General features: G+C 42.2%; 19 protein-coding genes. 12 read left to right on the top strand and 7 right to left on the bottom strand.

All coding sequences use genetic code 11. The features are described from left to right. Positions 1-304 precede the first annotated feature (304 nt). The 12 genes from ACSX1H_RS07655 (at position 305) to ACSX1H_RS07600 (ending at position 9,035) form a co-directional block, all read left to right on the top strand. A complete protein-coding gene (locus tag ACSX1H_RS07655; protein WP_439183255.1) occupies positions 305-484 on the top strand; it encodes a (2Fe-2S)-binding protein in 180 nt (59 codons plus the stop codon). A gap of 369 nt (positions 485-853) precedes the next feature. Then, a complete protein-coding gene (locus tag ACSX1H_RS07650) occupies positions 854-2,428 on the top strand; it encodes a tetrathionate reductase family octaheme c-type cytochrome (protein WP_439183254.1) in 1,575 nt (524 codons plus the stop codon). Positions 2,429-2,436: 8 nt separating this feature from the next. Then, complete coding sequence (locus ACSX1H_RS07645; protein WP_439183253.1) at positions 2,437-3,096, top strand: cytochrome b/b6 domain-containing protein; 660 nt, start codon at positions 2,437-2,439, stop codon at positions 3,094-3,096. Continuing rightward, complete coding sequence (locus ACSX1H_RS07640; protein ID WP_439183252.1) at positions 3,093-3,626, top strand: YeeE/YedE thiosulfate transporter family protein; 534 nt, start codon at positions 3,093-3,095, stop codon at positions 3,624-3,626. The genes ACSX1H_RS07645 and ACSX1H_RS07640 overlap by 4 nt, the downstream gene beginning before the upstream one ends. A 2-nt stretch (positions 3,627-3,628) precedes the next feature. Next, complete coding sequence (locus ACSX1H_RS07635; protein WP_439183251.1) at positions 3,629-4,825, top strand: rhodanese-like domain-containing protein; 1,197 nt, start codon at positions 3,629-3,631, stop codon at positions 4,823-4,825. Between the two features lie 130 nt (positions 4,826-4,955). Beyond that, on the top strand, positions 4,956-5,315 hold the full coding sequence (locus ACSX1H_RS07630; protein ID WP_439183250.1) for a VOC family protein: 360 nt from the start codon (positions 4,956-4,958) through the stop codon (positions 5,313-5,315). 45 nt (positions 5,316-5,360) lie between these two features. Then, positions 5,361-6,173, top strand: coding sequence for a DUF6597 domain-containing transcriptional factor (locus ACSX1H_RS07625; protein ID WP_439183249.1), 813 nt, complete (start codon positions 5,361-5,363; stop codon positions 6,171-6,173). 70 nt (positions 6,174-6,243) lie between these two features. Next, entirely contained in the window at positions 6,244-6,528 is a 285-nt protein-coding gene (locus tag ACSX1H_RS07620; RefSeq protein ID WP_439183248.1) for an ArsR/SmtB family transcription factor, read from the top strand. Positions 6,529-6,594: 66 nt separating this feature from the next. Beyond that, the gene (locus ACSX1H_RS07615) at positions 6,595-6,822 is read left to right on the top strand and encodes a thioredoxin family protein (RefSeq protein WP_439183247.1); all 228 of its coding nucleotides are present in this window, start codon (positions 6,595-6,597) and stop codon (positions 6,820-6,822) included. 10 nt (positions 6,823-6,832) lie between these two features. Then, on the top strand, positions 6,833-7,285 hold the full coding sequence (locus tag ACSX1H_RS07610) for a nitrophenyl compound nitroreductase subunit ArsF family protein (protein ID WP_439183246.1): 453 nt from the start codon (positions 6,833-6,835) through the stop codon (positions 7,283-7,285). Between the two features lies 1 nt (position 7,286). Beyond that, a complete protein-coding gene (locus ACSX1H_RS07605; protein WP_439183245.1) occupies positions 7,287-7,985 on the top strand; it encodes an aromatic aminobenezylarsenical efflux permease ArsG family transporter in 699 nt (232 codons plus the stop codon). Between the two features lie 3 nt (positions 7,986-7,988). Next, positions 7,989-9,035, top strand: a complete 1,047-nt coding sequence (locus ACSX1H_RS07600) for a permease (RefSeq protein ID WP_439183244.1) — start codon at positions 7,989-7,991, stop codon at positions 9,033-9,035. A gap of 133 nt (positions 9,036-9,168) precedes the next feature. Here ACSX1H_RS07600 and ACSX1H_RS07595 read toward each other — a convergent pair whose 3' ends face one another. The 7 genes from ACSX1H_RS07595 to ACSX1H_RS07565 form a co-directional block, all read right to left on the bottom strand. Continuing rightward, positions 9,169-10,971: a glycoside hydrolase family 9 protein gene (locus ACSX1H_RS07595; protein ID WP_439183243.1), complete on the bottom strand. Its 1,803-nt coding sequence runs from the start codon at positions 10,969-10,971 to the stop codon at positions 9,169-9,171. A gap of 139 nt (positions 10,972-11,110) precedes the next feature. Beyond that, entirely contained in the window at positions 11,111-11,983 is an 873-nt protein-coding gene (locus ACSX1H_RS07590; RefSeq protein WP_439183242.1) for an ROK family protein, read from the bottom strand. 26 nt (positions 11,984-12,009) lie between these two features. Next, complete coding sequence (locus tag ACSX1H_RS07585; protein ID WP_439183241.1) at positions 12,010-12,870, bottom strand: ROK family protein; 861 nt, start codon at positions 12,868-12,870, stop codon at positions 12,010-12,012. Positions 12,871-13,064: 194 nt separating this feature from the next. Further along, positions 13,065-15,701, bottom strand: a complete 2,637-nt coding sequence (locus tag ACSX1H_RS07580) for a glycoside hydrolase family 2 protein (protein ID WP_439183240.1) — start codon at positions 15,699-15,701, stop codon at positions 13,065-13,067. Positions 15,702-15,813: 112 nt separating this feature from the next. Continuing rightward, positions 15,814-16,842 carry a LacI family DNA-binding transcriptional regulator gene (locus ACSX1H_RS07575; RefSeq protein WP_439183239.1) on the bottom strand — a complete coding sequence of 343 codons (1,029 nt, stop codon included), beginning with the start codon at positions 16,840-16,842 and terminating at the stop codon, positions 15,814-15,816. A 46-nt stretch (positions 16,843-16,888) separates the two neighbouring features. Then, a complete protein-coding gene (locus ACSX1H_RS07570; protein ID WP_439183238.1) occupies positions 16,889-18,190 on the bottom strand; it encodes an aryl-sulfate sulfotransferase in 1,302 nt (433 codons plus the stop codon). A gap of 65 nt (positions 18,191-18,255) precedes the next feature. Continuing rightward, entirely contained in the window at positions 18,256-19,848 is a 1,593-nt protein-coding gene (locus tag ACSX1H_RS07565; RefSeq protein WP_439183237.1) for a SusD/RagB family nutrient-binding outer membrane lipoprotein, read from the bottom strand. Positions 19,849-19,851 lie beyond the last annotated feature (3 nt).

Raw genomic sequence — 19,851 nt, 5'->3', positions numbered from 1 at the left:
AATAATACTTATTGTGCTTTTCCACATGTATGTATCAACTGGCGAAATTGACGTTTCAAAAGTATTAAAATTACATTTCATTACAAATTACATTAACAAATAATCGAATTAAAACTACACAAGAGCTAAAAAGTATAATCTGTTATAATCTATAAATCAAAGAACTACTCAAATATAAACGATAGATCTTTCTGAAGCAAAATTTTTATAAATATTTGTTAATTTTTATTAATTATTCAACCAGCAATGTTATCGACTTTAGTTAGTAATAAATACTATTTTTGTCCTTCTAAAAACAATAGCTATGAGTCGATTAATATGCCTGTGCAAAGGCATAAAAGAGCGAGAAATAACTCAAATACTTGACAAAATAAATACTGCCAGTCTTGAGCTCATTCAAGAGAAAACAGGAGCAGGAAGCAATTGTGGCAGATGCATTTCTACCATTGAAGCAATGCTTAATAAAAGTAGAATCGACAAATAATCAACTTTTCCTGTTTCCATTATCTCCAAAAGCCATCCCTTTAAGCGCCTGGCGACAATTAGTTTTCACCCCCTGAAAATAGTTATAACCTACTGCGTCTGTACTAGCGTATTTGCCTGCTAACTCCGCAGATGATATTTAGAAGTACTGAAAGTCAAGATATAATTTGTCGGGATAGCATTCCTTCATACAGCCACGTTATTATTAATAAGACTTATTCTAAATTATCTAAATATCTACATACTTTACATGTAATATATAAATATCTACATATTTTTGCTTTTGGATTATTACATACAAAGTTCAATCGATTTATCGACCTGGCAAATGAGACATGCCAGGCAGATAAATGACAACTAAATTAATGAAATGAATAAAACGATAACCTATTCTGTACTAATTACAGTTGTTGTGCTCCTGCTGGTGAACTTTTTTCACCACGACAAGCCGCTCAATTTATCGCAGTATGAATTGAAACAGCAATTCGCAAGCAAGCACTCGAGTTCTGTCGACCACAGTCAGTTTGAAATTCTTCAGCAAGATTTCAAAACACCACAGGATGTAACTGAAGCCTGTTTAACCTGTCATAATCAAAGACACGAAGAAATTATGCATTCGAGCCACTGGAATTGGGATCGCGTGGCGTACGAAGAAGGCAAAGGGATATCCAAATTAGGCAAGAAGAATGTTTTAAACAATTTCTGCATCGGAGCCAGCACCAACGAACAGGCATGTGCCAAGTGTCACATCGGTTTTGGCATGTCGCATAATACCTTCGATTTTAATAACGCCCGTAATGTAGACTGTATGGTATGTCACGATCAAAGTGAGGAATACATCAAGGGAGCTGCCATGGCGGGTTATCCGGATCGGAATGTGAACCTGAATAGGGTGGCTCAAAGTGTAGGACGCCCAAATAAAATAAACTGTGGCGCCTGCCACTTCTACAGTGGTGGAGGAAATAATGTGAAGCATGGCGACCTGGAAGAAGCTTTATTGTCTTGCGACAGAGATGTTGACGTTCATATGGCATCAAATGGCATTAATATGGATTGCGTGGACTGTCATTCGGCTGATAAACACCAGATAAAAGGTAAATTGTATTCCGTGTCATCAACCAACACAAACCGCCTGCGCTGTGAAGAGTGTCACACTTCAACACCTCATTTGGATGATGTATTAAACCGACATTTTTCAAAAGTAGCCTGTCAAACCTGCCACATACCAACCTATGCCAAAGAAAATTCAACTAAAATGGCTTGGAAATGGTCGAAAGCAGGTAAAATGGATGAGGACGGTAATCCTTACCACGAGGAGGATTCGCTTGGTAACCACACTTATTTATCTATTAAAGGAGAATTCGAATGGGCAAATAATGTAACACCTGATTATATGTGGTTTAATGGGAATGCCCAGCATTATGCACTTGGTGACACCATCCAATCAGTTCCCGTTCAAATCAACAAACTGTTAGGTTCTGTGGATGATATCCACTCAAAAATTTATCCGGTTAAAATACACCGGGGAGATCAGATTTATGATCCCAATACCAATATGCTTATCCAACCTAAAGTTTATGCCGAAGCGAAAGGCGATAGTGCCTACTGGCAGGATTTTGACTGGAACTTAGCCGCTGAAGCCGGCATGAAAGGGGTTGGCCTGCCTTATAGTGGCGAGTTTAAGTTTATCGAAACTGAAATGTACTGGCCAATAAACCATATGGTTTCGCCAAAAGAGAAAGCCTTATCGTGCAATGAATGCCATGTGAGAGAAAATGGCCGATTAGCAGCATTGGATGGGTTTTACCTCCCGGGCCGCGACAAAAATGATTGGATTGACCTCTTAGGCAGTCTGCTGTTATGGGGCGCCTTAGCCGGGGTATTTATTCACACATTTGCGCGCATCTATAACGGTTATAAAAACAACCAAGTCGAATCAAAATAAGTGAAATAATGAAACAAGTATATATTTATAAAAAATTCGAACGTTTCTGGCACTGGAGTCAGGCAGCCCTGATACTTTTTCTGGCCCTAAGCGGTTTTGAGATTCATGGTTCGTTTACCCTTCTGGGCTTCGAAAAAGCGGTGAGCTTTCACAGGGTAGCATCTTATATGCTATTGGGATTAATCGCATTTTCAATATTCTGGCATTTTACCACAGGCGAGTGGAAGCAATACATTCCAACCATCTCCAAATTAAAAGATCAAATTCAATACTATACGGTCGGAATGTTTAAAAATGCGCCTCACCCAACCATTAAATCGGCTCGCAAAAAGTTGAATCCATTGCAGGCCATAACCTATTTAGGGTTTAAATTATTGATGGCACCCGTGATGATTCTATCCGGACTATTGTACCTGTATTATAAAACATTTGATGTCAACGACATTATTGTGGTGAGTGATATTCCGTTGGCATGGATTGCTTGGGCTCACACCTTAGGTGCCTGGCTTTTAATAGCCTTTGTAATTGTTCATGTGTATATGACAACAACCGGACACACAGTTACAACTAACATAAAGGCCATGCTAACAGGATGGGAACCACTGGAAGATGAGGAATCATCTGCAGAAGAGAATAAACATGAAGAACTCAAAAACGATAAGGCATGAGAGAAGCACCTAAAAAATACATGAATCCCTATTTGGCTGGATTCTTTCTCGGATTTGTACTATTGACAGCTATCTATGTAACTGGGCGAGGATTAGGGGCCAGTGGTGCCATCAAAAGTATGGTGCTTCAAACAGTTGAAACAGTCGCCCCGGCACATGCCAACTCAACGGACTATTACATCAATCAAAAACAAACACACCCGGAAGGGCCGTTAAAATCATGGTTGGTATTTGAAGTGATTGGCGTAGTCATTGGTGCGTTTTTATCCGCTGTAACATCCAACCGGGTTATGGTTAAAATCGAAAAAGGACCTGGTGTTAAAAACAGTGTCCGCATCGCCGCTGCCATCTTCGGAGGTGCCCTGTTTGGCTTTGGCAGCCAGCTGGCCCGCGGCTGTACAAGTGGTGCTGCGCTAAGTGGCATGGCAGTTATGTCGTTTGGAGGAATAATAACCATGTTCTCTATTTTTGGAATGGCCTATGGCATAGCATGGTTTTTTAGAAAATTATGGATCAATAAAGTAAACTAATTATGGGACCATTAGTACCAGATATTATCAGTAACGAATTTAATTTTATCATTGCAATTATTGTTGGAATGGGCTTTGGTTTCGCACTTGAGCAGGCAGGATTTGGCTCAACCCGAAAACTCGTTGGTCTTTTCTACGGCTATGATTTTACGGTCTTAAAAGTGTTTTTCACCGCAGGTGTAACAGCCATGGTAGGCATCACTTTACTTAATCATCTTGAATTATTAAATGTAGACATCATCTTTGTGAACCCTACCTTCCTGTGGGCGGCCATTATCGGTGGAGCCATTATGGGCGGCGGTTTTATCATTGGTGGATTTTGTCCGGGCACCAGTGTGGTTGCGGCATCCAGTGGTAAACTCGATGGCTGGGCGTTTGTCTTTGGTTCAGGGCTGGGTGTTTTTGCATTCATCGAGAGCTATCCCCTCATTAAAGATCTGATGGTAGCCGAAAATCTTGGCGATCTGTTGGTTTTTGAGATGATGGGCATCTCCCGCGAAGTGTTTGCACTTATCATGGTATTTGTGGCCACAGGAGCATTTATTGGCGTCACAATAATAGAAAATAAGGTGAACCACAGAGCCACTCAATGGTTGAAAAAAGATATTACCAAGTACAGCATTGGTGTTGGATTAGCAGCCATTACCGTTCTGTTAACCTTGGTAACGCCAACGCGCAGTGAACTGATGAATCAGCGAATCGACAAAAAGCTGGCTTCCAGTGAAAATCTAACTCAAACAATGGATGCTGACAAACTGGCCTTCGAATTAATTAACCAATACTATCAGTATAACGTCATAGATGTTAGGTCGCCTGAAGAGTTTGAGAAGTTTCACATTCCTACAGCTATCAACATTCCGTTGGACCAACTGCATCAGCCGGAAAATATTTCGCGCGTTGTGCAAAATATTAAAACCAATGTGTTTTACGGTAATTCGGCTGAACAAGCTCAGCGCGCCAGCCTCGTTGTTAAGTACCATGGGCGAGCCGATAACATTGCCTTATCCAACACGGCCAGCGAATTTAATAAGCTCTTCTTTCAGCTTTCGGATCGTGCACCTGAAAACAAACATGCTCACGAAACCTACCTTTTTAGAAAAGAGGCAGGCAAAAAGCTAAAGGTAATTGGCGAAGCAGTGGCCAATCTTGACAAGCCGGTGGTTAAAAAACCAACACGCGTACAAGGCGGATGTAGTTAAAAAACATTTTTCAATTTTTTAGATGGAGCACCTCGGAGTAATCTGAGGTGCTTTTTTTTATGTCGCATTTTTACAATGTCCCCATCAACAGCAGTTCTATTTTTGTCAGGTCACATTAAACTAGATGAGCATGAATAAATTAATTACCTGGGTAGAAATACCTGTTGTCAACATGAACAGAGCCGTACTGTTCTACAATGAAGTTTTTAAACTAGCATTGAAAGTCCAGGATTTTGGCCATGAGCAAATGGCTTTTTTCCCGAACAACGAAGGAGCTTTATCGAAAGCTGCTGATTTTAATCCTTCGAAAGAGGGCTCGCTTATTACCTTTTATGTACCGGATAGCATTGATGCAACCATTTCCAGAATAGAAAAGGCAAAGGGAATAATTGCTAAACCCAAAACCAAGATTGAAGCTGAAGGACTTGGTTACTTTGCTCTATTTATTGACTGTGAAGGCAATAAAGTGGGCATTTATGGCGATAAATAATCTTTTTTTATTGCAGGAGCTAATGCTCCTGCTTACTTTTATACTGTGAAACTTCAAATTATTCCTCCCTCTCCGCAACTCGCTGCCATTGTAAAACACTTTTGGCTGATGGATTATGTATACCCTAAAAACCTAACTCACACCCAACGAATTGTTCCAACCGGTCTAACAGAACTAACCTTTTTTTTCGGTGATAAAATCACTGCCCATGCTAATGATCGTAACTTTTGCTCACAGGTGGTCCTATCCGGCCAGCAAAAAGGCTTCTATTCCATTGAAGCAAAAGGGCACCTACGCATGCTTACAGTAAGCTTTCGCCCAACCGGACTTTCTTCGATAACCAAGCTACCCATCAACGAGCTTTTTAATCAAACAGTGGATGCAAAAGATATTATGGGTAATGCAGCTAATGTACTGGCAGAACAACTGAATGCGAGCACAAACTGCAGAGAACAGATTAACCACTTAGAAACATTTCTTATTAACCGTCTACATCAGCAGTGGACAGACGATTCATTAAATCGAATAAACCATGCCGTGCAGTTAATAACACCATCCAATCTGTGCCTGTCTGTTAAAAAACTGGCGAACCAAACCTGCTGGAGCAGGAAACAATTTGAGCGGGTATTCAACGCAAAAGTAGGCTGTTCGCCCAAACAATTTATGAACATCATTCGCTTTCAATACGCCCTGCATCTCAAGGCCAGTTCACCAAACCAATCATTGCTTGATATTGCATACAACTGTGGTTACTACGACCAGTCACATATGATTAACGATTTCCTTAAACAATCTGGCCTGTCCCCCACCCAATATTTTAGCGATTGCATACCTCAGTCAGACTATTTTGATTTTTAACAGTGGCTAATTTTGGATATTCAAAAACTTCAATTATTTTTGTTCGTAATTATACGAACGGTAAAGATTAATGCTTAACAAACAACATACTAAACTAGCCCGATATGCCAAGGCACTTGGTCATCCAGTCCGCATATTTGTTTTGCAAACATTGGCAAAACAGGCGTGCTGCTACAGTGGAGATTTAAGTGAGGCTCTGCCCATCGCCAAGTCTACACTATCGCAACACCTGAAGGAACTTAAAGATGCCGGTTTAATACAGGGAGAAATTGAAGCTCCCCGAATTAAGTACTGCATCAACAAGGAGAACTGGTCGGAAGCCCAAACCCTTCTGAAAACATTTTTTGAAGGCTAAAAAAATTTAAACTACTAGTTCGTCATTTGGCGAACAACGAACTATAATTAAATTAAACGAAACAACATGGATATTAAAGTACTGGGTACAGGCTGTGCCAAATGTAATTCTTTAGAAGAAGTTACCCGCAAAGCTGTTGAAACAAAAGGCATAACTGCCAACATTGAAAAAGTGGAAGACCTGATACAAATTATGACTTACGGCGTAATGACAACCCCAGCCTTGGTTATTGACGGAAAAGTGGTGGTAAAAGGTCGCGTGCCTTCAGTTAACGAAATTATGGAACTGCTATAAAACTAGGAATATGAATCTGCACAAAACAAATCGAATCTTACTTGGAACCATTGCCCTCTTTGCCGTACTTGCCTCTGCTTGCAACACATCGGGCAAAACTGATACTAAAACGAAGGCCTGCTGCAGCACAGACAGCAACACCCCAACCGTGTCGTCTATCAATACGGAGAAACTCAGTGTTTTGTACTTTCATGCCAGCCGACGCTGTGCCACCTGTGAAGCCGTAGAGAAAGTTACCAAAGAAACACTGACAGAATTATTCAACGACACCATTCCTTTTTATTCAATTAACCGAGAAGAGCAAAAAGAGCTGGCTAAAAAGTTTAATGTTGAATGGCAAACTCTCATTGTTACAAAAGGCAACGAAATAATAAATTTAACGAATGAGGCGTTTTTAAATGCCCGCACAAAACCCGAAAAACTAAAGGCCTCGATACAGTCAACCATCAACTCTATGCGCTGATATGGAAGTACTACAAAATCTATTTGAAAATACAGATATTCCTATTCTATCGGCATTTTTACTTGGTTTAATGACCGCCATCAGTCCTTGCCCTCTGGCCACTAACATTACGGCCATTGGGTTCATAAGCAAAAACATTGAAAATAAACGGAAAGTATTTGTCAACGGCTTGTTCTACACACTTGGGCGTGCCACCTCGTATACCGCTTTAGGAGTTATTTTCTTTTTTGGCATCGGGCATTTTGAGGTCTCTGCGTTCTTTCAAAACTGGGGCGAAAAACTTTTAGGCCCCCTGTTAATTGTGATTGGCCTGTTCATGCTTGGCGTTGTAAAGCTATCCCTGCCAGGTATTAGTCGCCTAAGCGAACGACTTGAACAACAGGCACGAAAAGGCTACTGGGGCGCATTTTTATTGGGCCTTGTGTTTGCTTTGGCATTTTGCCCCTACAGTGGCGTCCTCTATTTTGGCATGCTCATTCCAATGACCATAAGCAGTGCATCAGGACTTTATCTCCCTTTTATTTTTGCACTTGCCACAGGTATACCTGTGATAATCTTTGCCTGGTTAATTGCATATAGTATCGGCTCAATTGGTAGCCTTTACAACAAAATGAAGGCTTTCGAAATATGGTTTAGAAGAGTTATTGCCAGCCTTTTCATTATAACAGGTGCCTATTTTATTGCAACACTATTGATTTAAATTATGAAATTAATAAACCGTATAAATAGCTCAACCCAGTTACTGATTGCACTACCTGCATTAATTGTTTTGTACTTTTACCTGCAGCCGCTTGCTGACTTTCTTACGTATGAGCTAATTCAGCTAAAAGTGGACTCACGTTGGGGGGAAGTCCTCAATTTTTTCCTTTATGACACTGCTAAGATTATCATCCTGGTATTTCTAATCAGTTCATTAATGGGCGTAGTCAATGTGTACTTTCCGGTGGAACGAATACGAAACTACCTCACCACCCGTAAACTATACGGGCTGCAGTATTTTATAGCCTCGTTTTTTGGAGCGATAACCCCTTTCTGTTCCTGTTCATCCATCCCATTATTCATTGGCTTTGTGCAAGGAGGCATTCCTTTAGGAGTCACATTTGCCTATTTAATAACCTCCCCGCTGGTTAATGAAGTGGCGGTGGCCATGTTTTTGGGACTATTTGGGTGGAAAGCGACGCTTATCTACGCATCAAGCGGGGTGGCCTTAGGAATGGTGGGGGGTTACATTCTGGGTAAACTCAAATTAGATCGCTACTTGAGTGACTGGGTGCAGCAAATACAGCATGCCGGAGAGCAAACTATGCAGACTGGGTATGAATCGGAGCACGTGCACTTTTTTCACCGACTACCGGCCATTGTAGCAGATGGCTGGGGGATTGTCAGAAAAGTACTGCCCTACATTATTATTGGTATTGGTGTGGGTGCCTTGATGCATGGCTTTGTACCTGAAGATTTCTTTTCAGCCTATTTATCTGAAGATAAATGGTACGCCGTTCCTGTAGCCGTAATCATGGCGGTGCCTTTATATGCCAATGCCTCCGGAATTGTTCCGGTTATACAGGTTTTTGTTGCTAAAGGCGTCCCTCTGGGCACAGCAATTGCCTTTATGATGGCGGTCATTGGACTTTCACTCCCCGAAGCCACGCTGCTAAAAAAGGTGATGAAGTGGAAGCTCATTTTTATATTTTTTGGAACAATAACCTTCTTTATCATACTCTTAGGTTATCTTTTTAACTGGATACTATAAAAAGTTTGACCTGACTTTAAATGTAAAGTCAGGTCAAACCCAATTAATCCTTCAATCCACTATAATCACTAAAACAATATCATCTTGTAAATTTCAGCCGGTTTTGGCTTCACAATCAATAGTTGAGTGCCCACTACTCAGGCTCCTCTGCTTTTTGAACAGATAAATAGGCCAATGCCGGAATCATCCAGCCGCCATGCTGCAACCACTGTTCTGACCAACGCCAGCGCTGAGCCGGATCCTCATCATACGGAAGCGGTCGAAAAGCAATATCGTGCTCGTCGGTAAAACCGGCAGTAATTCCGTTACAAATTCCGCCCAAATAATTCATCGATTTTCCATCTTCCTTATAGTCCGGATTATTACGTCCGGCACCGTGCAGCATGCAAACATCATAAGGATTAAGGCCTAAAACCCAGTTTATTTGGTCGATTGCATACTGTCTTGTTTCACTTTGCATGGCCTCGGATAAAACACCTTGGGCTTTAAAGGCAGCAGTCGCCAAAGAAGCAATGCGTGCGTTCTCGCCCTGCCACCAATAACCCGTTTCATTCTGATGAGGAATAAAAAATGCCGTTCTCACATCTACCTCATCACTTGCCTTCACAAGCTGACGAGCGTAACCAAAGGGATTATTGACCTCATTGGTCACCCATAACTCAAAGTTCAATGCCTCGCTAATGAAATGCCTTGCCGTTTCAACACGTTGGCTATCGGTCTCTAAAGCTATATAATGAGCCATTGCCAGAACAGGCAAGCCAGCTTCAGCACCGTGAAAATACGGTCGCTTTCCTTCGTTATCAGCACGTAACCAGCTTCCCCCATTTTCATGCGGGACCAACCTTGAAACCAGATTTGCTGCCCTGTCCCGGGCATCGTTCAGATACATCTTGTTTTCGGTGGCTCTATAAAGCTCGGTAGCCGCCAATAACGCACAGTAATCATCTATAATATTCTCTTGTCCATCGTCGCAGTACTTTTTATTGTGATTTTTCAGATGCGAATAACCTTTAACTGCAGCATTTAAATAAGTATCGCGAGCAAATTCGCCACTAAGTTTTGCTTTATAGCATCGTGCCAAAGCAGCAATTGCCATGCCGCCCCCTTCGCGAAATGCTGCCTGATAACGCTCGTTTCGTTTTCCGTCCTGTCCCTCATAGGCACAAATCTGACGCTGAGCCGGATCTTTTGTCCATCCTGCGAAAACAGTTGCATAAAAGTATCCTTCATCATCCTGAACGCGCACCAGATAATCGGCCCCATAAGCAGCTTCGTCTGATAATTCAGCGATAAGTGGCTGCCAGTTATTGAACTGACCGCCCTTGAGCACATCTGCTGCTTCCAACATATTCCAGACCATCATTGGGAGTTGTTGCGGAGTCATATAATTAGAAAAACTTAAGTGACTCAGGTATTTACCCTTTTCTCCAGAAGCATCATACCAGCCGCCGCTTACATCTACTGTATCCATCCTTTCCCCATAAAAAGTCATTTTTTTATCAACTGTATTATACGGCGCTACGCACCGCTGAAGCTGAAAGGCCTTAACTAGCAACGTCATTAGTTCTGAAGCCAATGGTTCACCCGATATTTCAAACGGTTCGGAGCGCACGGTATGAGTGCCCGTTGTTGCCACCAGTGTGAACGTGCCTGATTGACAAAAATCGGAAAACACAGCTTTATAAGCATTTCCGGTGTGCCAGCCATCAATAGCTCCTCCTGGCAGAAATTCGCCTTCATACACTTTCTCTCCGCGCTCATTTTCAATCAAAAATGACGACGGCGTCCTGGTTGCGTTAGACTGAAGTACGGCTGATTTAAAAGCATTTTTTTGGTAGCCAATGTGGTTAATTAGAAACTGTCCATCATACTTAACTGATGGCTTACACCCCATCAGCAAAATGCTCAGAACGGTCAGGTAGATTAGTTTTCTCATTTGTTGTTTATTTTTTTGGTTACAATTACTGTCAATGCCCCCAATCGCCCTACATCACTATGATGCCGCTTAAAACAGGATATACCACACCCACATAAACCCCATTAGAGATTCATCATCAACACATTACGGACAAACTTTATTTAGAGATAGCGTCGTAGTATAAGGCAGCGGCACCCAAAACCGCGATATCCGGTTGTTCGCTCACCTCAATCTTCAATTTTTCTACTGTTTTTTCGTACTGAAACTTACGAACCACCTTCCACATATATTCTTCAAAATATGGAAAGAAACGACTGACGTTACCTCCTATGACGATACACTCGGGATCATAGGCATACAAAATAGCTATGATAGCGCGTCCAAAATCAAAACCAAACTGTTCCAATATGGCCAGCGCGATCTTATCCTGTTTTCTGGCCCGGCGGTACAGCACATCCGGCTTTAGTCCGTACTTGGTTTCGAAGTACTGCGTAGTACAATAGTACTCATAGTTATGGTCACGATAGGGAATGCATCCGAACTCACCGGCTCCGCAATTCGTGCCGGAATACAGATGGTTATTGGTTATTACGCCGCATCCCAGACCTACTCCTCCAACCACTCCAACAACATTGGCATACTTCTTGGCTTTTCCAAAGTATTTTTCGCCAATGGCAAAACAGTTGGCATCATTATTTACATATACAGCCACCTTGTACCTGTCGGACAGCAGATCGCCTAAATGCACCTCTCGCCACGAAGGCATGTGCTCCACGTTGTAAACAATTCCCTTTGATACATCAACAAGACTGGGAACCCCAATACCAATGCCTCTCACATCCTCTGTAAATACCTGATCGATGGCATCCATAATATCCTTAAGTATTACTTCTTCGGAGTTATGATTTTCTATTTCAAGTGCTAAGGATGCCTCCACTGTATTATTTCTTACCCGGCCAACGCGCAAGTTCTTCCCTCCCAGGTATACACCAACTGCACATTGGTTTTGAACGGTCATGTCCTGTATCATTATTATTATTTTGCGTAGTTAAATAGTTATTCCTTATCTACAGCATCAATATAAAGTGCTGCAGCACCTAAAATAGCAATTTCCTTAACGACGGAAGGCACAATCACAAAGTTTTCCAACACGAACTGATAGGGAAAGGTTGAAATTTCTTTCCACATAGCTTCTTTGTAGAACTCATAAGACCTGGAAACAGAACCACCTAATACAATGGCATTGGGATCGACGCTAAACAATATTGTTTTAATGGCATTGCCCAGGTGTTTTCCATATTCGGCAAAGATAGCCAGCGCATTGGCATCACCATTAGAAGCTCTTTGGGCCAGCTCTGCTCCGTTTATCTGGTGCACGTTTTCAAAAAACTGACCACTGCAATAGTATTCATAATCATGCTCCAGATAAGGTATCATCCCAAACTCGCCAGCTCCACAGTTTTGATCCTGCATCAAATGACCATTTTTGATGATGCCTCCGCCGACACCTGTGCCTGTAATCAGTCCCACAAAATCGTTGTAATCCTGTCCGGCACCATACACGCGCTCCCCAACAGCAAAACAATTGGCATCATTATTAATACAAACAGGCAGCTTAAACTCTTTTTCCAAAATTTCTTTCAGAGGAATTTTCTTCCAGGAAGGAATATTTTGCACATCATACACCACTCCATTACTTGATTTTACTAAACTTGGCACCCCAATACCTATGCCTTCCACTTCCGTTGTGATGACATCTTTTATCGTCTCTATCAAGGTGTTGGTGACCACATCAGCATCATCGGTTTTGGGCACTAAACAAGAGGATACTTCCAGTATGCTATCGCCTTCTACCAGACCCGTTCGCATATTGGTTCCGCCCAGGTCAACCCCAATGATTGTTCTTGATTGTTCCATTAATTCATTCTTTATCTTATCAACATCAGCACGTTGATTGTTCTGTTAAAAAAGCCTCGCTCATTCCCAATCGATCATCAGATATGAAAAGGTAGAGCTCTCAAAATGCTTCATTTAAAGCATGGTAAAAGAGGCCGGTATCACTTTTAGGTTGGTTTAGCGTTGTAGCAATTTAACCGGCCCCTTTTGTACTTCTACTTTTTGAGGTTCCAGCCCTCAACTCGAAGCTCCACATTATCAGGCAAAATATCGCCGGATAATCTGGCTGTAATAGTTTTAGTCTCGTTTGGCATTAGGCTGACATAATTATCATCCCAGAAAACCGGGACAACCATTTGGTTTGTTGCTTTATCCACAACTGCAGCTTCAATAAAAAATGCAATTTGATCAGATGTATTTTCAAGTTGACACTCGTAGTATACCCCATCAGCGTCTGAACTTTGCTCCCAGGCAACATTCACCTCTACATCAGGCATGCCATTTAAACCTTTAAGGTTAGCGTAATCTTTTGGCGGCGTGTAAACCCAGGTGGTTTCCTCAAATAACAGTTCATCGGCCTTAGTAGATAACCAGTAGAAATTATCGGTCACCAGCTCCTTATTTTCATTTCGCAATTCCAGGTTAATAAAATACGTTTCGGTCACCCCTTCTAAGTGAGGCATCTCAAAAGCCAGACCTGAACTGTGTGCCTGCATATCCAACTGTACTTCTTTTGTAAAAACAAGCTTTGAATGAATATCAAATACTTCAATATTAATAGACTGACTGTTTCGGGCCGTATTAAAATCGTTTACCCAATAAATATTTTTGTCTTTATAATTGTAGACTGCATTTAAAGGCTGACAGGCCTTTTTTGTGCCATAAAAAGCGCCATTAGGTACCAGGTAATAGTCGTATAATTGCCAAAACATTTCTGGCCAGGCGGAGTTCAACATCCATTGAACCACCCCAGTTGCTTCAAATTTATTGGATTGAAAAGCTTCGAACATGGGCCGTATGGCTTCGTAGTTTGATATTTGCGATTTGAAGGCAAACTCTTCCAAACTGCCTGCTTCGCCATACCGCTTGTTAAAGGAATTGAGGTAGCGATCCAATGAGCCAAACTGATGGCGTCCACAATGAAAATTCCAGGTTTCATTAATTGGCCACAGTTTATCCTCCGGAATCATTCTCTTAATACTCTCCACTGGCGGCACTTGTGGGCCAGGGCCAGTCTCGGTGTTGAAGCCGTAGGCACCACCAGCAATGGTGTCAATGTACCAATAAACAGGCGGAACATAAGAATAAGGACCCAACATTTTGACCCCGGTTGCCCCACTTACCTCACTGTGATTATAATGATCTGTTCCAAAATCCTGATACTTACACGCTGCCAGAATTGGACGTGAGCTATCAACATTGGAGATGTACGTATTCAGCTTAGCTTCAAGCTCAGGAACAGGTAACTTATCACTTCCAAACACCCATAAAAACACACTTGGATGATTTCGCAAATACAGCACCTGGTCACGATAAGACAATGCATGTCGCTCAATTTCTTCCTTGCCGGTGATAGCCATGAAATCAGTTTCTGGCCGGCCACAATAAGGTTCCCACTCCCAATGGCAGCTCCAACCTATCATTATTAACAATCCATTTTCGTCGGCCGCATCATAAATTGTTTTATCGCGTCCCCAAAAACCTTCTAAACGAATACAATTGAGGTTCATATGTTTCACATACTCTACCTGTGCAATTACTTTTTCTTTGCTATCGGCCAAAAACATATCGTCCACCCATCCGGCGCCCTTAATGGTTAAAGGCTGTCCATTGACCTTCCAACCTCTATGACCTTCCTTATTCCAGTATTCTTCAATTTCGCGAATACCAAAACGCGTAGCTAACTGCTGCGAAACTTTTCCGTTTACTTTCGCCTTAACGGTCATATTATACATGTGTGGCTCTCCTAAATTATTTGGCCACCACAATTTAGCATCCTTAACGCTTAACAGAGGATAGTCTGCTGACGTAAGGGATACATCACGGGCTTCACCTGGTTCTAGCTCAACCTTTTTAGTAACAGTTCCTATCCCTTCAATAGCAATCTCCAACAAAGCATTTTCACGCTTTTCAGAATGGTTGGTTACCATTGTAGTAATGGTGAGTTCAGCATCTGTCCAGTTATCCCGATTTAACTTTGTTTGTACAAATGGTGATTCAATTGAGACGGCTTTGCTTTGTATTAACTCAACGCCTCTCCACAGTCCCATATTCTGATCGGGTGCAGCGGGATTCCAATCCACAAACCCAATGGTTAAATCCCCTTTAACGGGAGGAATAATTTCAACAGCGAGCGCATTTTTTCCATTAACCAGATACTCACTCACATCGAAAGTCCACCTGCTAAATGGTCCTTCGATTACAGCAGCTTCTCCAACCTGATGGCCATTGACCCAGATATTGGCTTTATAATTTAATCCTTCAAAACGTAATTGATAAACCGTATTTTGATCAAAATTGGAAATTTCAAAGGCTTTTCGATACCACCAAGGCTGCTTAAACCTGGAGTCATCTACTTTTTCAATATTATTTCCCATAAATAAATCGGGGTACTCGCCATTCTCACGAAGGATGGTCATGACTGTCGCAGGAATAGTTCCTTTCACCCACTGATCGGGCACAAAAACAGGCTGACTAATTTCGGCACCTTTAGCCCCAACTTTATCGGCCGACTGGATGAACCAGTCATCATTTAATTCGGTTAGGTATCCTCCATTTTCAGAGGTGGCACAACTGGTGAACAACCCCACCAGCAGTCCGAAAATTAAATTACATAATACAGAACGTCTCATTTAATATAATTTTTTGGTTTGCAGCAAATATGCATAATATTTTGAATCTATGCAAGCGCTTGCATTTTTAGATGCACTAAAAAATCTCCCTTATGCCTGCAATACCGTGTGACTAATGTTTAAAAGATGAGTTCCTGATGAGCAATTGGATTGGCTTTAAAATAATGGAACTGTCAACCACCCCTTTATTAATACAACTAATCAGTTGTTCGGCTGCTGATTTACCCATTTCGTAGCCAGGCATATCAACGGCTGATAAAGATGGTGAGACAAACTCATTGCACCGCTCATTTCCCAATGAAATGATTGAAATAGATTCAGGCAAAGCCATACCCATACTTTTAACTGTGGAAGCAATTACCAAGCCAGTAGATGCGCTCGCTGCTACAATACCGTCCGGTCGGTCTGGTAAACTCATCCATAACCGAGCTGCATCGCGGGCATCTTGCTCTGTTAAATCACTCGCTAACAAAAACTGTGGCAAAAGCGGCAATCCATTTTTCTTGAGAGCATCGTTAAAGCCTTCCGCTCTCTCCTCAAACACTTTAGATGACACTATACCCCCCAAATGTGCTAACTTTTTGCACCCAATATTTATTAAATGCTCTGTTGCAACGTAGCCTGCTTCATAATTATCTACCACCACTTTAGGCCCAGGAACAGAGTAATTAACGCGGTCAAACATTGCAACCGGAACCCCCTTTTTTACAAACACATTAAAATGACTGACGTCCGTGGTCTCCATCGTAAGACAGCAAACTACGCCGTCTACGCGAGCTGAGTTCATGACCCTTGTCATTTCAATTTCCTGTTGAACGCTCTCATTTGTCTGACTAATAATCACATTATAGCCATTGTCGCTGGCCACTTCCTGAATACCACTTAAGGCTTTGGCAAAAAACTGCGAGCCAAGGTGCGGAATGATGACCCCAATAACATTTGTTTTGTTTTTAGAAAGGCTGGATGCTACCAAATTAATCTCGTAACCTAAATCCCTCGCCATGTCTTTTACCTTCTTCTTGGTCGCCTCACTGATTTTCGCATGATCATTTAAGGCTCTCGAAACGGTTGATGGTGAGATATTAAGTTCTCTGGCGATGTCGTTAATAGTTATTTCGCCTTTCTTTTCTTTGGGATACATAGTATTCTGTTAGTGAAATGCAAAGTAAAAAAATATAACAGATATGTCATATCTTTTTATCAACCAGTTGAGCCCTGAACATCCTATCGCCCATTTTTATGCTCCACTCAACCTCTCCAGATGCATCAATAAAAGCTATTACGCCAGGTATGGAACAAGTTACAAGATAACCATCTCGATAGGTCTCAACGGCACTCATAAAAGGAGAAAACAGATCCTGAGGTAAATCAATGCAGGCATTCACCTGCTTAACTTCACCTTTTTCATCCAGCTGATACTTCATTATACGACTTGAGGGACGCTCTGCAAAATGACCATTGTCAAATAATAATAACTCATCGGTTTTAGGTAACTGTGCATGATGCTGATACATGGGCAACATATCCTTGGCAATAGCGCCCTGGCAGCCTTGTCCAAACTTCATCAGAATCTTACCCGTAGCCGAGTTGACGCGCCATACCTGGCTCAAGACCCGAAAGCTAAGCAGGTAATTACCGTTTTCATCCTCAAAAATAGAATTACCCCAGGGCTGATCGAAGATCTGTCCAGGCTCAATAGGCAGCACATGCTGTGCCATATCCCATTCCCAAACCTTGGTACCATAAGCGGTCAATTCGGTAATACCATCTACCACCATGCCATTTACATTCACATTGGTAATAAAAGCGTAAGTACCTCTGCCAGTTAATACCACATCGTGATGTGCCATCCTGTCAAAACCACCCTCTCCGTACTTGAGCGCAACAAGGGTATCGCCACTTAAAGTTGTTTCATAAATCAGGTTGCCGTTTCCAAATTTATCCCCTGTATTATCTTCCAGTGTCAATAAAGTACCACGCTGCGTCATTTTCACCATCTTGATAAAGTTATCAGACAAACGCGACCAAACAACCTTACCATATTCATTGAAAATAAACACACCGGACGGTATACTCATTTTATTCACCAACAGACAATTACCACCCAAATTAAGATCGCCCTCTATTTTCACATCTACAAAGCTTGCATAGTCATCCGGTAATTCGGGCAAAATTATCTGTCCCTCATCCATCACCTGATCATTCAGCTGCAGCTCGTAATCAAGCACTTGCCCTGATTGAAAACCACCAACTACAAACTTATTACGATGCCTATCGGCCTGGTGACTCCAAATCACTTCCTGCGAGCGCAGGTCCACGAGTTTAATTTGAGCTGTCTGATTAGCAGCAAAATAGGTTTTAACAATCACACAATGAGGCAACTGCACGTGCGTGCCCAATGTAGCAAAGCCATGCCTTACCTCATCATGCTTATCACAAGCTACCAACACACAGCAAACAGCGAAGACTATAAATAATATCCGTTTCATGACTTTTTAAGATTAGAGGGTGCACCATACGCATTAGTATGGGCACACCCCGTAAATCTAATTTCTTATTCAACATCCCACCAAACGCGGGTTAACCAATCGTTGGTTCCCCCCATGCGATCAATGGCCTCCTGATAGCTTTCAGGGTTGTTAATGGCCTCAAAATCGGGATAGAAGAAACGGCGGGGTATGACACCTCCCGTACCGCTTGAGTACCACTCCACTGATTCAAAGGGCACCAACTCGGGGTAACCCGATCGACGGAAGCTACTGTAAGCCTCAACTCCATTCATGTATAGGTTGACCCACATTTGATTGTGTATGGCCTTTAAATTATCGGGTGATGCTGATGGTAATGGGTTTGCTTCCAGGTAGGCATCCACCACATCGGAGGCTATGACCGGTGCACCCGGGTACATGGCACAATGCTCCATGGAGGCACGCACTGCCTTTTCGTAATGCTCAGCTGCTCCTGTTGCACCCCAATCGAGCAACGCTGCCTCTGCCAACAACAACTCCACTTCGGCATAAGTCATATGGAAGAAGGGTGCCGTAAAATCAGCTACATACTTACTGGGCATCATGTGCTTATGTCCTTGGGACACCCAGGCAATGTAATTCCCCTCATCATCAATTAAATCACCATAATCACTCCACTCATTCCACCACATGGCACCGTGGGTAATACCCATCTGAAGATACTCGGTAATATCCTGTCCGTATTTTCCACTTACTACTCCCAGGTAAGTACCTCCATAAACAAATAGGCGAGGGTCGTTGGTAGCTTTCAAGTGATCAACAAAAGTATTGGTTAAACGGTAGCCCTCCGAGTCATCGGAAGCATGAAACACCTGGGAGCGACCATTTCCACGGTTCTCGCCGTCAACAAAATCAAAATCGAGATGTACTACCTTGCACAGGTCATCATTGCTTTGCATTACACCGCCTTCAATGGCAGCTCTCACTTGCTTTTCAGCTTCGGAGGGGTTCACCTTTTGCAGGCGGAAACCCAAACGCATCCGTAAAGAATTACCAAAACGCTTCCATTTTTCAACGGAACCGCCATACATAATATCACCCCGTACACCTTCTTTGGAAGCATCCAGGTCATTCACCGCCTCATCCAGCTCATTAAAGAAGTCTGCATAGATATCTTCCTGCTTATCATAGCGTGGCTGAAAAACCTTATCGGTGAAGCCTTTCCCCGCATCGAAATAAGGCACATCACCATACAAATCCGTCAGTATTGAAAACATATACACCTTTAGGATACGTGCAGCTGCCCTTGTATTTTGATAATATTCCTCACCCTCGGTACGATGAATAACATCCACAATATTTTTAATATCGCGTGGATACATCTCTTCCCAAAGCGTAAACCAATGATTTTTTTCGACAATGCGGTACTGCCCACCGTGCTGACACCACCACGAACCGGCAAAATACTGCATCATAGGACTGCAAATTCCCAAATCGTAGCGCCACAGCTCTTCACGGTTTCCACTCAAATCGAGCTGTATTTTCGTCATCTGCACACCCGGATCGATAAAATTAAAGGCCTGCGGATTAGTATTAATATCCTCAAAATCATCGGTACACGCGCCAAGTCCTAACAGTAGTACCGATATAACCAATAAGTATTTATTTAGTGCTTTCATTAT

Origin of the sequence: Carboxylicivirga taeanensis (assembly GCF_051851475.1) — a bacterium.
In the GTDB taxonomy this organism is placed as follows: domain Bacteria; phylum Bacteroidota; class Bacteroidia; order Bacteroidales; family Marinilabiliaceae; genus Carboxylicivirga; species Carboxylicivirga taeanensis.
Note: the sequence above shows the minus strand (reverse complement) of the source record. Positions and strands in the feature narration are given on the sequence as shown.

What these genes read in the sequence shown, in the direction of transcription:
- ACSX1H_RS07655 (WP_439183255.1), top strand. Translation starts at nt 305, where the DNA reads ATGAGTCGATTAATATGCCTGTGCAAAGGCATAAAAGAGCGAGAAATA.
- ACSX1H_RS07650 (WP_439183254.1), top strand. Translation starts at nt 854, where the DNA reads ATGAATAAAACGATAACCTATTCTGTACTAATTACAGTTGTTGTGCTC.
- ACSX1H_RS07645 (WP_439183253.1), top strand. Translation starts at nt 2,437, where the DNA reads ATGAAACAAGTATATATTTATAAAAAATTCGAACGTTTCTGGCACTGG.
- ACSX1H_RS07640 (WP_439183252.1), top strand. Translation starts at nt 3,093, where the DNA reads ATGAGAGAAGCACCTAAAAAATACATGAATCCCTATTTGGCTGGATTC.
- ACSX1H_RS07635 (WP_439183251.1), top strand. Translation starts at nt 3,629, where the DNA reads ATGGGACCATTAGTACCAGATATTATCAGTAACGAATTTAATTTTATC.
- ACSX1H_RS07630 (WP_439183250.1), top strand. Translation starts at nt 4,956, where the DNA reads ATGAATAAATTAATTACCTGGGTAGAAATACCTGTTGTCAACATGAAC.
- ACSX1H_RS07620 (WP_439183248.1), top strand. Translation starts at nt 6,244, where the DNA reads ATGCTTAACAAACAACATACTAAACTAGCCCGATATGCCAAGGCACTT.
- ACSX1H_RS07615 (WP_439183247.1), top strand. Translation starts at nt 6,595, where the DNA reads ATGGATATTAAAGTACTGGGTACAGGCTGTGCCAAATGTAATTCTTTA.
- ACSX1H_RS07610 (WP_439183246.1), top strand. Translation starts at nt 6,833, where the DNA reads ATGAATCTGCACAAAACAAATCGAATCTTACTTGGAACCATTGCCCTC.
- ACSX1H_RS07605 (WP_439183245.1), top strand. Translation starts at nt 7,287, where the DNA reads ATGGAAGTACTACAAAATCTATTTGAAAATACAGATATTCCTATTCTA.
- ACSX1H_RS07600 (WP_439183244.1), top strand. Translation starts at nt 7,989, where the DNA reads ATGAAATTAATAAACCGTATAAATAGCTCAACCCAGTTACTGATTGCA.
- ACSX1H_RS07595 (WP_439183243.1), bottom strand. Translation starts at nt 10,971, where the DNA reads ATGAGAAAACTAATCTACCTGACCGTTCTGAGCATTTTGCTGATGGGG.
- ACSX1H_RS07590 (WP_439183242.1), bottom strand. Translation starts at nt 11,983, where the DNA reads ATGATACAGGACATGACCGTTCAAAACCAATGTGCAGTTGGTGTATAC.
- ACSX1H_RS07585 (WP_439183241.1), bottom strand. Translation starts at nt 12,870, where the DNA reads ATGGAACAATCAAGAACAATCATTGGGGTTGACCTGGGCGGAACCAAT.
- ACSX1H_RS07580 (WP_439183240.1), bottom strand. Translation starts at nt 15,701, where the DNA reads ATGAGACGTTCTGTATTATGTAATTTAATTTTCGGACTGCTGGTGGGG.
- ACSX1H_RS07575 (WP_439183239.1), bottom strand. Translation starts at nt 16,842, where the DNA reads ATGTATCCCAAAGAAAAGAAAGGCGAAATAACTATTAACGACATCGCC.
- ACSX1H_RS07570 (WP_439183238.1), bottom strand. Translation starts at nt 18,190, where the DNA reads ATGAAACGGATATTATTTATAGTCTTCGCTGTTTGCTGTGTGTTGGTA.
- ACSX1H_RS07565 (WP_439183237.1), bottom strand. Translation starts at nt 19,848, where the DNA reads ATGAAAGCACTAAATAAATACTTATTGGTTATATCGGTACTACTGTTA.